This window comes from Microcoleus sp. PH2017_24_DOB_U_A, assembly GCF_020738205.1.
Lineage (GTDB): Bacteria > Cyanobacteriota > Cyanobacteriia > Cyanobacteriales > Microcoleaceae > Microcoleus.
Genome location: NZ_JAEQCT010000095.1, coordinates 18,518 through 31,603, shown reverse-complemented (window position 1 = coordinate 31,603; position 13,086 = coordinate 18,518). Strand labels below are relative to the sequence as shown.

14 protein-coding genes are annotated in these 13,086 nt (G+C 47.0%); 4 read left to right on the top strand and 10 right to left on the bottom strand.

The window, feature by feature from the left end:
* Positions 1-246: 246 nt before the first annotated feature.
* Together JGK07_RS24980 and JGK07_RS24975 are read right to left on the bottom strand one after the other, a co-directional pair.
* On the bottom strand, positions 247-1,539 hold the full coding sequence (locus JGK07_RS24980) for an MFS transporter (protein WP_293182150.1): 1,293 nt from the start codon (positions 1,537-1,539) through the stop codon (positions 247-249).
* Positions 1,526-1,693, bottom strand: a complete 168-nt coding sequence (locus JGK07_RS24975; RefSeq protein WP_293182148.1) for a hypothetical protein — start codon at positions 1,691-1,693, stop codon at positions 1,526-1,528. Before JGK07_RS24975 ends, JGK07_RS24980 begins: the two co-directional genes overlap by 14 nt.
* Positions 1,694-1,890: 197 nt before the next feature.
* Here JGK07_RS24975 and JGK07_RS24970 point away from each other — a divergent pair, with 197 nt between their 5' ends.
* Positions 1,891-2,229 carry a P-II family nitrogen regulator gene (locus JGK07_RS24970; RefSeq protein ID WP_293182221.1) on the top strand — a complete coding sequence of 113 codons (339 nt, stop codon included), beginning with the start codon at positions 1,891-1,893 and terminating at the stop codon, positions 2,227-2,229.
* Positions 2,230-2,383: 154 nt separating this feature from the next.
* Here the strand turns inward: JGK07_RS24970 and rdgB are convergent, their stop codons facing one another.
* The 6 genes from rdgB to accA form a co-directional block, all read right to left on the bottom strand.
* Positions 2,384-2,968: an RdgB/HAM1 family non-canonical purine NTP pyrophosphatase gene (gene rdgB / locus JGK07_RS24965; RefSeq protein ID WP_293182146.1), complete on the bottom strand. Its 585-nt coding sequence runs from the start codon at positions 2,966-2,968 to the stop codon at positions 2,384-2,386.
* 15 nt (positions 2,969-2,983) lie between these two features.
* Positions 2,984-3,604: a hypothetical protein gene (locus JGK07_RS24960; protein WP_293182144.1), complete on the bottom strand. Its 621-nt coding sequence runs from the start codon at positions 3,602-3,604 to the stop codon at positions 2,984-2,986.
* Between the two features lie 349 nt (positions 3,605-3,953).
* Positions 3,954-5,378, bottom strand: coding sequence for a phosphoglucomutase/phosphomannomutase family protein (locus tag JGK07_RS24955; protein WP_293182143.1), 1,425 nt, complete (start codon positions 5,376-5,378; stop codon positions 3,954-3,956).
* A 367-nt stretch (positions 5,379-5,745) separates the two neighbouring features.
* Positions 5,746-6,480 (bottom strand): GTP cyclohydrolase I FolE, encoded by a 735-nt coding sequence (folE, locus tag JGK07_RS24950; RefSeq protein WP_293182141.1) that lies wholly within the window; start codon positions 6,478-6,480, stop codon positions 5,746-5,748.
* Between the two features lie 150 nt (positions 6,481-6,630).
* On the bottom strand, positions 6,631-7,356 hold the full coding sequence (locus tag JGK07_RS24945) for an SDR family oxidoreductase (RefSeq protein ID WP_293182139.1): 726 nt from the start codon (positions 7,354-7,356) through the stop codon (positions 6,631-6,633).
* 243 nt (positions 7,357-7,599) lie between these two features.
* Positions 7,600-8,580: an acetyl-CoA carboxylase carboxyl transferase subunit alpha gene (gene accA / locus JGK07_RS24940; RefSeq protein WP_293182137.1), complete on the bottom strand. Its 981-nt coding sequence runs from the start codon at positions 8,578-8,580 to the stop codon at positions 7,600-7,602.
* A gap of 339 nt (positions 8,581-8,919) precedes the next feature.
* Here accA and JGK07_RS24935 point away from each other — a divergent pair, with 339 nt between their 5' ends.
* The gene (locus JGK07_RS24935; RefSeq protein WP_293182135.1) at positions 8,920-9,417 is read left to right on the top strand and encodes a tellurite resistance TerB family protein; all 498 of its coding nucleotides are present in this window, start codon (positions 8,920-8,922) and stop codon (positions 9,415-9,417) included.
* Positions 9,418-9,628: 211 nt separating this feature from the next.
* Here JGK07_RS24935 and JGK07_RS24930 read toward each other — a convergent pair whose 3' ends face one another.
* The gene (locus tag JGK07_RS24930) at positions 9,629-10,651 is read right to left on the bottom strand and encodes a long-chain acyl-[acyl-carrier-protein] reductase (RefSeq protein ID WP_293132515.1); all 1,023 of its coding nucleotides are present in this window, start codon (positions 10,649-10,651) and stop codon (positions 9,629-9,631) included.
* A gap of 244 nt (positions 10,652-10,895) precedes the next feature.
* Complete coding sequence (locus JGK07_RS24925) at positions 10,896-11,588, bottom strand: aldehyde oxygenase (deformylating) (protein ID WP_293182134.1); 693 nt, start codon at positions 11,586-11,588, stop codon at positions 10,896-10,898.
* A gap of 179 nt (positions 11,589-11,767) precedes the next feature.
* Here JGK07_RS24925 and JGK07_RS24920 point away from each other — a divergent pair, with 179 nt between their 5' ends.
* A complete protein-coding gene (locus JGK07_RS24920; protein WP_293182219.1) occupies positions 11,768-12,586 on the top strand; it encodes a carbohydrate ABC transporter permease in 819 nt (272 codons plus the stop codon).
* 183 nt (positions 12,587-12,769) lie between these two features.
* Positions 12,770-13,027, top strand: coding sequence for a transporter suffix domain-containing protein (locus JGK07_RS24915; protein WP_293182132.1), 258 nt, complete (start codon positions 12,770-12,772; stop codon positions 13,025-13,027).
* Positions 13,028-13,086 lie beyond the last annotated feature (59 nt).

Sequence of the window (13,086 nt, the reverse complement as noted above, 5' to 3'; positions counted from 1 at the left end):
CCCAAAATCCCTTTCTTGCCGTAAAAGAGCTGATGGATGGGTGAAAAAATCAACAATTCTACTCCTTGGGACACAGGGAGTCTGCCGGAAAAGATAAGTGATTATCTTGCTAGTTAGGATCACCTTCGGGTGAGTGAAACCTACGGAGGGAGGATAAGACCAGCTTAGAGATGGCTCGCGTCGAGGCTCTCCCGTTGAAAGAGGAAGCCCGCACTCTATTTGTTTACAAAATGAGTGTCGGGTATGTCACGCCTTTAAGGCTTTGCGGGTATGGTACCAAGCTGCCATGCCCATCACTGGAACTAAAAAGCCCAAACTCAGCAGCACGATCCGCAAGCCGAGGTCATCCGATCCCACGGCTTTGCTGACAGCATCCGTCAGCGGGCCGGTCAGTGCTAAAGGCAAGCTGAGAGCAATATTAATCGCATTGTTCTCCAAGCCAAAGACTTTTCCCCGCATAGATTCGGGAGTTTTTTCTTGAATCAAAGCTTGCATCGGGCCGTTAATTAAGGAAGCGCCAAAACCGAACAGAGCACTCAATCCGAATCCCAGCCAAAGCTGTCTGACAAAGGCAAACATTCCCAACACAAAACCCATCATTACGAAACCAATTAATGGCAAAGGTTTGTTGTGCATTCGATCGCCCCAGTGGCCCAAAAACGCCGCGCCGAAGACCATTCCGATGCCCGCAGCAGCCAGCAAAAACCCAAATTGAGTTTCTTTGAGACCTATTTTGCCCGAAAGTGCGATCGCCAGAACTTGCAGCGCCGCAAACACCGAATACAAAATCGTCAACTGCACCATCGCGTTGCTAATCAGGCGATTGTGCTTCAAATACCGCAAACCTTCTTTAAAGTCTTGCCAAGGATGAACATTTTTGCCACTGCTACCGCCGCGATTTTCTTTAATGTGCATCAAGTAGAGCAAACCTGCTGAAATCAGGTACAACCCGCCCAGAAAAAACTCTTGAGAAGCTGGCCCGTAGCTGTGTTTGAGCCAAGTAAATATCGGTTCGCCGATCGTCATTCCGACAATTATCCCGCCCATTGTGGACGAGGCGAACAGAGCATTTGCCGACATCAGTCCCTCTCGCCCCACAGCCAGCGGGATTGCCGCCGCCTCTGCGGGAGCAAAAAATTGCGTTACGGTAGACACTAAAAACGTGAGTACCAACAACACCACAAAAGTTTTGGGCAAAAACGGCAAAGATCCAATCAACACCGCTCGGATCGCGTTGCAGCCGATCAGCATTTGCTTTTTGGAAAAGCGGTCTACCACGATACCGGCCGCCGAACCAAAGACGATCGCCGGTAGCGTGTAGGCGATCATCACCGCTGACAGCATCGAATTTTCCGAATGCTGCCAAGAAACGGGCCAGGGTCGGTAGTCGCCTGTTTTCAGCAGAATAATCAGCAATACGTAAAAGATTTTATCCGCCACTTGGGCCAACAACTGGCCAGTCCACAAGGTGAGGAAGGGGCGATTTCTCAGTAGGGCATCAAGCCCGCTGCGGTCAGGGGGAGGGCTAGCTGGGTGCATAGGAATAGTTTAACTGACCGCTTCTGGCAATTATAGTTTTCAGCAATACGTGCAAATCTGACTTGTGCAAAGCGGAAACCGGCGAAAAATCCTGTCTCCTGTGTTCTTTTTCTGTTTTAGCAGATCGGCGACGGACGGCTTGGGTCTTTTTCACTCTAGCGCGATCGGCTCCACACGGCCACCACCGCCGGAAAATCAGGGAATGTTGTTAAATGTTGACCTGCATTATTTCATCGGGAGTACAACATAAGGTAATATATTTGACAAAATAGTTGCTGTTGGCAGTGATCTTAAAAGATGTCACGCCGATTAAGTAATATAACGAACGTAGTAATGTTAGGAGTGAGAAACTTGAAAAAGGTTGAAGCTATTATTCGCCCGTTTAAACTTGACGAAGTGAAAATCGCACTCGTCAATGCTGGGATTGTGGGGATGACTGTTTCTGAAGTTAGAGGTTTTGGCCGTCAGAAGGGCATGACAGAACGCTATCGCGGTTCTGAGTACACTGTTGAGTTCTTGCAAAAGCTCAAGGTCGAGATTGTTGTCGAAAACGATCAGGTTGACATGGTGGTTGATAAAATTATCGCTGCTTCCCGCACGGGCGAGATTGGCGACGGCAAGATTTTCATCTCCACCGTAGAACAAATTATCCGCATTCGGACGGGAGAAAAGAACCTGGAGGCAATCTAGAATACTGGGGAATTGGGAATGGGGAATTGGGAATGGGGCATTGGGCATTGGGCATTGGGCATTGGGCATTGGGCATTGGTAATCAATCACAAATAACCAATAACTAATAACCCATAACAACTGACTTCTTCCTTCTTCCTTTTTCCCTCCGAAATTACTTGACTAATGACTTCATTTGTGGTAATAAAGCCTGGAATGCTTGACCGCGATGGGAGTGCGATCGCTTAATTTCCGGTGTCATTTCCGCAAAACTCTGTTGCTGTGCGGGTACGTAGAAAATCGGATCGTACCCGAAACCTCCCGTACCGCGAGGAGAGTGCAGGATTTCGCCGCGACAAATTCCTTCTACTTGCAGGGCAATTGTACCGTCGGGACGGGCGATCGCGATCGCACACACAAATTGTGCACCCCGGTTCTGTTCGGTTCCCAATTCTTTGAGAAGCCGAGATATCCTGTCAGCATCGGTTTTTCCGTAGCGCGCCGAGTAAATCCCAGGTTGACCGTCGAGTGCATCTACCATTAAACCAGAATCATCGGCGATCGACCATTCACCGATCGCTTTGGCAATTTCCGAAGCTTTCAAACAAGCATTAGCAATAAAAGTCTCGCCAGTTTCCTCAATTTCCAACTCTGCCGGTTTCAGTTGCAACTTCCATCCCAAATCCTGAAGATAAACCTGCATTTCCTTAACTTTGCCAGGATTGCCCGTAGCCACAACTAGCAATTTATTATTTGTCATTATTTCTGTTAAAAATTACGGATCTATCTTAACAAAAGATTGGTGAAACGGCTGCAACAAAATTCCCAAAATCTTATCAACGTCTTGAATATAATATTCGATCTGATCGATATAAACAGTAGTTTCCTCCAAAATCAAGAATTTCCAGTTAGTACCCGTTGTCACCGCGCCGTAAATGCGATCGATCTCAGTGTCTTGATTTTGATTAAAAGATTGAGCCGCCACCATTGCTGCAACACATTGACCCAACCCGCCCATAATATCTTCTTTTTTTGCCTCAAAAATTGTTACAACCGGAGCGCTGATGAATAATTGTTCTGGAGAACCGCTCATGATATAATCGCAAAACCCTTGCAAACCTCTTTCTGGATCGACTATAAAATCTTTACCTGAGAAAAGAGAAACTCGTTTGTTTAACATTCGCCTAACTTCTGCCAAAATCGGAGCAATTAAAAATTCCGATCGAGCTTTTTGAGTTGATATGAAAGTTGCGAGTGGCACATAATCGATGAGAATTGTTGTTAATATTTCTGATGGTGTAACAGGTTCTGTGTCTGCAAATAAATTGCGCGTTTCATCTAAAGTTAATCCAAAATCTTTTTTGACTCTCGCAAGGCTGAAATCGCTGTATGCCATTTGCTTTTATACCAATTATTAAAAACTCTTACAACATTCTTCCGTAGGGTGTGGATCTCTTAAAAATCTCTGCATAAAAATCAACTGTTCGAGTGGCGACGCACCTTACACAATTGTTGAATAAACAAGCACGAACAATTATTGTGTATCAAGCTTTGTCAGGTGCGCTGCTTTAAGATTGTTTGTCTAATTTAGAGATTTTTAATGGCGGCACATCCTGCAATACTTTTGATTTATGAATAAGAAAGATTTTTTTGAACCACAGAGGCCGCAGAGAACACAGAGAAAGAGAGGTTTCATATTAATTCATCCGCGTTTATCTGCGTTTATCTGCGGTGGCAAACTCTTCTCAATTCTGTGCCCAACTCTTCGCCCAATTCAAGTTTTGCATCACCTCTTTCAAGGTCGCAGCTTCCGAATACAACCGCAACACTGGTTCAGTACCGCTAAACCGAATTAACAGCCAACTTCCGTCAGCCAAACGGAATTTATATCCGTCAACTTTGTTGCAATCTACAACTGCTTTCCCCGCTATTTCTGTGAGAGGTTGATTTTGCAGCAGCGACAGCAAACGCGCTCTTTCTGCCATGCTTGCTAGATGCAAGTCAATGCGATCGTAAGCTGAAGTAAAATTAGTTTCTGTTTGCAGTCGGCGATAGATGTCGCTCAAATCTTCCCCGGATTTGACAACGGCTTCTAGCAAGTACAGCGCCGATAGCAACGCGTCTCTTTCGGGTATGTGGGTACCGTAGCCGATTCCGCCGGATTCTTCGCCGCCGACTAGGACTTGGGTGGTTAACATTCGATCGGCAATATACTTGTAACCGATCGGCGTTTCAAACAATGGTAAGCCGTAAAGTTCGGCAATTTTGGGCATGATGTCGGAACCGCTGACGGTTTTGATGACTTCTCCGGTGAAGCCGCGCCGTTTGGCTAAGTGTTCGATTAATATAGGAACTAGGATTTGCGAACTGAGGAAGTTTCCGCTAGAGTCAACCGCAGCAATTCGATCGCTATCTCCGTCAAATACAAATCCGATCGACAAACCAGATGCTTTTCGCTGGTGAGTCCGCATGACGCGGAACAACTGCGACAGGTAGCGCGGCAAAGGTTCCGGTGCACCGCCACCAAACAGCGGATCGCGATCGCTGTTGACTTCCTGCACTGTTTCTTCTAATATTTGAGCTAATCCGCCCGCCGCTGCGCCGTGCATTACATCTACAAATACTGTGATTTTCCCGGATGCGATCGCCCCCTTAATCGCTTCAATATCCACCATTTCCCGCAAGGTTTTGCAGTAAGCCGGCCAAGGATTGAAACTTTCCAATTTTCCGGGAGTTGCTGAAAGTGCCGCCGGATTTTCGAGTTTTGCTTCTATCTGTTGCGTAACTTCGGGCGAAACTGAACCGCCAAATCCGCCCTTGACTTTTAATCCTAAATATGCACCGGGATTGTGGCTGGCTGTCAGGACGATCGCACCTAAAGCATTTAATTGTTTGGCAGCTAAACTAAAAGCCGGAGTTGGGGCGTAGGATTCGCTGAGGAGCACGTCAAATCCGGCGTTTTGGACTGCCTTAGCTGCTGCGAGGGCAAAATCTTCAGCCAGAAATCGGCGATCGTAACCGACAATTACAGTGCCGCTACTGGCATTATTGCCGCCGGTTTGTGCGAGAACTTGTGCTGCTAGGGGAGCTACCAACGCTACGCGATCGAAGGTAAAATCGTCAGCAATGATGCCGCGCCAGCCATCTGTACCGAATTTAATAGGATTCATCGTTTAGTCACAAGCCATAAGTCACTCGTCTATTTTATGAGCTTATTTGGCGATCGTCAGTCTATTTTAGATTTTAGATTTTAGATTTTAGATTTTCTTGCAGCCTTGAATCTGGCAGCTTGAACAAGACTCTAAAATTTGGGGAGCTCCTTTTAACGAGTGTACCTGGCACGGTACCGGTTTTGGGGCTGCTTAAAAGTCATCATTAGTCAGCAGTAAGCAGTCATCAACCGACAACTGACAACCGACAACCGACAGTTGACAACTGACAACTGTCAACCGACAACTGTCAACTGTCAACCGACAACTGTCAACTGTCAACTGTCAACTGTCAACTGTCAACTGTCAACTGTCAACTGTCAACTGTCTAAAAGAATGCCGGTTGGTGGCGGATCAAATTCAGGAATTCTTCGCGAGTTTTTTGTTCCTCCTGAAACACGCCCAACATCGCACTCGTCACTGTCCAAGCACCGGGTTTTTGCACGCCCCGCATCGTCATGCACATATGGCTGGCTTCCATTACTACAGCCACTCCCTGTGGTTCCAATATTGTCTGAACTGCTTCGGCAATTTGGCGCGTCAAACGTTCTTGTACCTGCAATCGTCGGCTGTACATTTCGACAATTCTCGCTAGTTTGCTCAGTCCCACTACTTTTTGGTTGGGAATGTAAGCGACGTGAACTCGACCCATAAATGGCAGCATATGGTGTTCGCACATACTGAAGGCGCTGATATCTCGCACCAGTACCATTTCGTTGTGACCTTCGTCAAAGATAGCGCCGTTGAGGAGTTCTTCGAGGGATTGACTGTAACCGCTGGTGAGAAACCGCATTGCTTCTGCTACCCGCTTCGGGGTTTTGAGCAATCCTTCGCGTTCGGGATCTTCTCCTATTCCCAGCAGCATCGTCCGAACGGCTTCCATCATTTCTTCCTGACCTATTTCTGAGGTTACCGGAACGTTGGATTCTTGACCGTGGGAGGAATTGCGATCGGGTCGAGTGGCGATGCGGGGCAAGTTGTTATCGGCGGTTGCGGGCTGTTTCATGGTGTCAGTTGAGATTGAGTTTGAGCCGTTCGTACCGTTATTCGATGCAATTGTCATAAAAAGTTGGTGTGAGGATGAATCTATTTTCGATTTTCGATTTTCGATTCGGCATATACCTATCGATTTTCGATTTTCGATTGAGGGATAGAACGAGAGATTTAAAGATTGTTGAATTCGATAAAAATCCAGCTTTCTACAATCTCAAGTTCACAAAACTCCGGCGTTGGACATGAGCGTGATTTCTTCAATGACTGCACTTGTCGGTAACTGAACTGCGTGCAGGATTGATTGGGCGACGATTTCTGGAGTTAACATCGCGCTGCGATCGAAATCGGCTTGGACGCTCTCTGTGTCCCACATGGGAGTGTTGACAGAACCCGGACAGATGGCTGTGACGCGAATTCCGCCAGCCCGTTCTTCTGCGGCTAATGTCTTGGATAAAGCCATGAGACCGAATTTGCTGACGCAGTAGGCTCCCCAGTTGGGGAAGGTTTGGGTGCCTGCGATCGAGGAAACGTTGATGATGATTCCCGATCGCCGATCGCGCATTCCCGGCAAAATTCCTAAAATACACTGCCAAACGCTAGTAAGATTCAGGTCTAGAACGTTCTGCCAGTCGGCTAGGGGCGTTTCGGTCAATGAGCCGGTGTAGCCCATGCCAGCGCTGTTGACCAGGATATCTACGGGGCCGAATTGAGCTGCGATCTCGCTGATGCCGCTTTGCACTTGCTCAATTTTTGCCAAGTCTAAGGGATAAGCTTCTGCTTTCACTCCGAATTCTCGGGCTGCTGTGGCAACGGCTTCTAGGTTTTCTGACTCTCGGCTAACTAAGGCCAGATTTATGCCAACGGCAGCGAACCCTAGAGCAGTTGCTTTGCCAATACCGCTGCTGGCTCCGGTAATCAGAGCCTGCTTTGTTGTTCGATCGTTCATTAAATTTCCTGATACTTTCGCTCGGCAACTCTCTCAAGCGTTACAGCCTTCTTCGGCAAATTAGAAAGCTGTTTGCCACGGGTGAACACAGTTAATTATGAAATTAACATTAAGAACTGTTAAGCCGATGTCATCTGAAAAATTATAACACTGCTGACAGATTCGCAGAATGGTGAGTTGTGAGTTATGAGTTTGAAGTTAAGAGATTTTTAACTCATAACTAATAACTATGAATTCGTCGGCTCAAGCAACCTTTTCAGTGAACACACCGATGTCGCGGAATTTTTGATACCGGAGATCGCGTCGCTGCTGGCCGGTGAGCTGTGTCAGTTCTGCTAAGTTTTCCAACAAAGCTCCTTTGAGCATAGCCGCAGCTTTCAGGGGATTGGAGTGCGCGCCACCAACGGGTTCGGGTACTATCTGATCCAGAACGCCGAGGTTTTTCAAATCCCAGGAAGTAATTTTGAGGGCTTCGGCGGCTAAGTTGGCTTTACCGGAGTCTTTCCAGAGGATGGCCGCACAAGCTTCGGGGGTGGCTACGGTATACACGGAATGTTCTAACATTAACAGCCGCTCGCCGACGCCGATGCCCAATGCGCCCCCGGAACCGCCTTCGCCGATGACAGTGCAAATAATCGGAACGTCGAGGCGAAACATTTCTCGGAGGTTGCAGGCGATCGCCTCTCCCTGTCCGAGCTGTTCGGCTTCTAAGCCAGCCCAAGCCCCCGGAGTATCGATAAAGGTGAAAATTGGCATACCGAAGCGATCGGCGTGTTCCATCAACCGCAGGGCTTTGCGGTAGCCGCCGGGAGCTGCCATCCCGAAGTTGCGGGCGATATTGTCTTTGGTGTCGCGTCCTTTTTGATGGCCGATGATGACTGTAGGGCGCCCGTCTATGCGGGCAATTCCGCCGACGAGGGCGGGGTCGTCTCCCCCGCGCCGATCGCCGTGGAGCTCGATCCACTCGTCGCTAATTGCCTGAATGTAGTCGAGGGTGCTGGGGCGGCGCGGGTGACGGGCGAGTTGCAGCCGCTGCATAGGGGACAAGCTGCTGAAAATTTCTTGTCGCAGTTGGGCGGAACGAGCTTCGAGTTTGCGAATTTCGTCGGTGACATCGACGCTGTTTTCTGCGGCGAGTTCGCGAATCTGGTGAATTCGGGTTTCGAGTTCGGCCAGAGGCTTTTCAAAATCTAGGAGTAATGGTTTGCGGTCGGGGTTTGCCACGCTGATAATTTCTATAGGGTTTTTAAGGTGAAAGTCGATCGACTGTTTCCCGATCCTACCTTGTCAGTTGACACTGAAAAAGAGGGTTCTTGGGAAGTTTTGAATTTTGAATTATGTTTTTCTTCGTAGCCAGAGTTGAAAACCTGAGGCTTGAGCCTCGTTTTTTGTTACACTATTTTTGCTTAATCCCAGAGTTTTACCAGAAAGAATTGGTTTAAAGCCGAAACCCTTGTAGGGAGAAATTAAAATCAGACTATTCATTAATCCAATCCTCTTGCTTCCAGGTAGCTGTTAACTGTCAACTGTCAACTGTCAACTGTCAACTGAACCACCCCCCCTATGCCTGCCCACAGCCACAAAAGACCTAACCCTGCTGAATTGTTCCAAAGCGCAAAAAGCGATACAAGTGCGATCGAACTCAGTCCGTCGGAAGCTTTGACAGCTATTTCAGTCTTAGCTGTTGCCGCCGACGGTGAAATATCCGAAGCCGAAAGACAAACCCTTGCCGCCAATCACATTCGCTTGTTCGGCTCTTATTCTGGCGAACACTTCCAAGAACTATTTAAGAAAGTTCTGAAATTGAGCAGTCTGTACACTCCGGCCGAAGTATTTGCCGCAGCTAAAAACGCATTGAATGCTCAGCTTCGAGAAACAGCTTTTGCAATTGCCACAGATTTGGTCTTGGTAGATGGAGTTTTCACAACCGAGGAAAAAGATTTCTTAGTTGAACTTTCCCAAGCTCTCGACATCTCCGAGACAATGGGCAAAAAAATCATCGAAGTCATGACCATCAAAAACTGCGGGGACAATTTGATCTCAGCTCAATCTCTTGAATAAGTTGAGCGATAGACCACTATATCATGTCTGGTTAAATAACCGTTAGCTGTATATTTTTGACCGATCCGCACTCTTTGTCCTGACTGCCAAAAACTTTTCTTCGAGTCGTGCGATCGAACACAATCTCAACTCTTAACTCCCTCAAAAAAAAAGTTACTGGTTATTATCAGAAAAAATTTCCTCAATAACCAATAACCCTTAATCAATCACATCAAAATGACATCAAAGGTCGGAAACCGTGCTTGACGGAAATTTCTCCGATTTGCTCCATCTTTTCTACCGTAATTTGATTCCGTCCCCAAGAAAAATTGGTGTACAACTTTTCAAATTCCAGCAGCATGGATTCGGCAAAACAGGCAAATAACTGCCGGCCCGGCACATCCATATTCACAATCTTCATAATCTTCCACTCAATATCGAGGGAATGCTCCACAATCCCGCCATTGAGTACGTAAATTTCGGGATGCTGAACCTGAGTTGCCAGATTTTTCGGATAACCACCGTCAATCAACAAACAGGGTTGCTTCAATGTCTTCGGGTCAATTTCTACTCCCTTTGGCATACTGGCTACCCAGACTACAATATCCGCTTGGGGGAGAGCTTCTTCCAAATCCATGATTTTGCCTCGTCCCAATTCCGATTGCAAATCTTGCAATCGTTCTTTGTCGCGGGCAATGAGCAACAATTCTGCTACATTAGTTTTAACATTCAGCCAGCGGCAGACAGCACTGCCAATATCTCCAGTAGCACCACAAACCGCCACAGTAGCTTTTGAAAGTTCAATCCCCAATTTGGGGGCTGCTTCTTCTACTTGGCGGCAGAGGATGTAAGCCGTGTGGGTGTTACCAGTGGTGAAGCGTTCAAACTCCAACTTTAGATTGCGGATTTGCTTAATTTGCTGCAAGTTGAAGGTTTCAAAAATGATCGAAGAAAAGCCGCCTAAAGCAGTGATATTAATCCCGTTTTTTTGAGCGTGTGCCATCGCGTTAATGATTTTGCGAGTGGCTGCTTTGATCCGGCGAGTGGCTAGCATTTCTGGTAGAAAACACGACTCCACATAGCGGCCTTCTATTTTTTGCCCGGTAATGCTAGTGACAGTGATATGATCGACTATCTGGGGCGGTGCGCTGCACCAAAAATCGAGCCCTTGATCGGCATATTCTGGATAGCCCAGCTCGTTAGCTACTGATTGGGCGTGTTCTAAGCTGGTTAAGTGACCGATTAGACCAAACATTAAGTTGTCAAATGAAGGAAGAAGAAAGATGTCAGTTGACAGTTGACAGTTGACAGTTGTTAGTTGTCAGTTATCAGTTATCAGTTGTCAGAAGTCAGAAGGGAAAATTAATTTTTTTTAATTTAGTTCCCGTTCTTTATTTCCAACTTGATTGGGGTACAAGACCTTGTAATGCAGAAGGAAGAAGGGAAAATTAAAAGGTTTTAATTTTTAATTTTTATCCCATTCCTTATTTCCAAATTGATTAGGCTGCGAGGCCTTGTGCTGACATCCGCATGATGTCGCGGTTGTTAAACCCTATGTTACCCAGGGCTTCGCCGTAGGCAATCATGAAGTCTTCAATTAAAGCATCTTTTTCCATTCCCAAAACGCTAGCATCGTCTGCGACAGCGTTTAGCAGCCTCCAGATGATGGGCAGGTTTTGGCGGTTGGCGGCTTCGAGTTCAGCTTTGGATTCTTCAAAGTGAGCTTGCAGCCAGACTTCCCCAAAGTTGAGGTGGCTGTATTCTTCTTTGACGACGCCTTCGGTGATTTTGCGGGCAAAGTCATCGGCGACGGGAATGTAGATGTTGTAGGCTGCGATCGCAAAACACTCGATAATGAGTGATTGAATCAGCAAGCAAGTTACAACCTTACCTTCGGCGGATGCCGTTTGGAAGTTGCTGTGCAAATCCGAAAAGAACTCCTTGGCAAATACCATGTCAGGCGTGACTTTGAGATTCTTGCCACAAGCTTGGAAGCCTTTCATGTGGCGGTTCTCCATCTTGGACAAGCCAATTAACTCACTTTTTTTGTCAGCCAACATTTCTGCCAGTTGCAGGTAATTGTCATGAGCTTCTTGTTCGCCTTCAATCACAATGGCGTTGATGCGGCTGTAAGCATCTTTGTAAGTTTCGGTTTGAAAGTCAATTGTTGGGCTGGCCTCAAGCTGGGGCATAGATATGTCGTCTCCTTATATAACCTTGTAGGATGTTTGGAAACCCCTTTGAATTTTGGGGTCACGTGCACTACACTTTACCTATTTTTGACTAAAAATTTACGGTTGTGTGGGAATCTGGAAGGCGATCGGGTTTGAGAGCCTCACAAGCTTATTATTTTAGGTTAATTCACAAGTTTATGGGTAAATCGTGGGACAGGTCTCAATCACTGGAACTGCTGAGTTTTATTTTGTTGCTGGTGGGGGCGGCGCTGGTGCTGCTGCCGCTGGCTGCTGTTTTTTGGGTTTCTTTATCACCATCTGGTGTCGGTGTCAAGGCCACAGGTCTGACTTTTGGGAACTATCAGGAGGCTTGGCGCCGGGGTAATTTTTTGTTGGCATTTCTTAATTCTACTCTAGTGGCGATCGCAGTTACTGCTTTTCAGGTAGTGACTTCTGCTTTAGCGGGTTATGCTTTGGCCAGGCTGAAGTTTCGCGGGCGACAGGCCCTAGTTTTGGTGGTTTTGGCGACGCTAGTGATTCCGTTTCAGCTTTTGGTGATTCCAATATTCATGGTTTTGAAGTGGGGCCATTTGCTGAATACTTACGGGGCGCTGATTTTGCCGACGGCGGTTAACGGTTTCGGAATTTTTCTGCTGCGCCAGTATTTTCTGACAATTCCGGTGGAGTTGGAGGAGGCGGCAATGCTAGATGGGGCTAACCGCTGGCAGGTGTTGTGGCAGGTGATGCTGCCTTTAGCGCGCCCTGCTTTGGTGACGCTGTTTTTGTTTACCTTTATCGGCGAGTGGAATGATTTGTTTAAACCGCTGGTGTTTACAACGCGACCAGAGTTGCGGACTGTGCAGTTGGTTTTAACCCAGTTTCAGGAACAGTTTACTAGCAGTTGGCCGTTGTTGATGGCGGCGGTGGTAATTGGGACTGTGCCGGTGGTGTTGCTGTTTTTGGCGGGCCAGCGGCAGTTTATTCGCGGGATTGCGGCGACGGGGATTAAGAATTGAGTTGGTGGGCCGAAGAAGACCGGGCGGTTGAAACCGCGTCTATACAAACAAAACCCACCTCCGTGGGTTGAAGAGTGAGCAATTAAAATTACGTTATTTTCTTTACACCCTCGCTCGGACTTCCTTTGTGTATGCGCGGTTTTAACCGCGGCCCGATCTATAATTATCCAATAAATGAAATCTATGCAGAATTTGCAAAAGCTGGGTTGGTTTTTATTTATTGCATCTTTTTTGCCCTGGCTGGCAATCTTGTTTATTGTACCATTCCTACCACTGAGCATCGCCGAAAAAACGCAAATAGATGTTGTTTTAGCTGTGCTAGCCGAAGTGTGTTTTTGGCTGAGCGTGGTAATTTTGGGAAAAGAAGTAGTTACGAAATATCGGCGTTATTTGAATCCCCGCTATCTTTGGAACAAAATCAGAAATTTTCACCGCAGATAAACAGGGATTGACGCAGACTTGGTTCGTAGTGAGGACTTTAGTCCGCATTTGGAGAGGAC

Coding starts and splice junctions, on each gene's coding strand:
- JGK07_RS24945 (WP_293182139.1), bottom strand. CDS start 7,356: ATGAACGATCGAACAACAAAGCAGGCTCTGATTACCGGAGCCAGCAGC.
- rdgB (WP_293182146.1), bottom strand. CDS start 2,968: ATGACAAATAATAAATTGCTAGTTGTGGCTACGGGCAATCCTGGCAAA.
- JGK07_RS24930 (WP_293132515.1), bottom strand. CDS start 10,651: ATGTTTGGTCTAATCGGTCACTTAACCAGCTTAGAACACGCCCAATCA.
- JGK07_RS24980 (WP_293182150.1), bottom strand. CDS start 1,539: ATGCACCCAGCTAGCCCTCCCCCTGACCGCAGCGGGCTTGATGCCCTA.
- JGK07_RS24960 (WP_293182144.1), bottom strand. CDS start 3,604: ATGGCATACAGCGATTTCAGCCTTGCGAGAGTCAAAAAAGATTTTGGA.
- JGK07_RS24920 (WP_293182219.1), top strand. CDS start 11,768: ATGGGTAAATCGTGGGACAGGTCTCAATCACTGGAACTGCTGAGTTTT.
- JGK07_RS24955 (WP_293182143.1), bottom strand. CDS start 5,378: ATGAATCCTATTAAATTCGGTACAGATGGCTGGCGCGGCATCATTGCT.
- folE (WP_293182141.1), bottom strand. CDS start 6,480: ATGACAATTGCATCGAATAACGGTACGAACGGCTCAAACTCAATCTCA.
- JGK07_RS24925 (WP_293182134.1), bottom strand. CDS start 11,588: ATGCCCCAGCTTGAGGCCAGCCCAACAATTGACTTTCAAACCGAAACT.
- JGK07_RS24915 (WP_293182132.1), top strand. CDS start 12,770: ATGCAGAATTTGCAAAAGCTGGGTTGGTTTTTATTTATTGCATCTTTT.
- JGK07_RS24935 (WP_293182135.1), top strand. CDS start 8,920: ATGCCTGCCCACAGCCACAAAAGACCTAACCCTGCTGAATTGTTCCAA.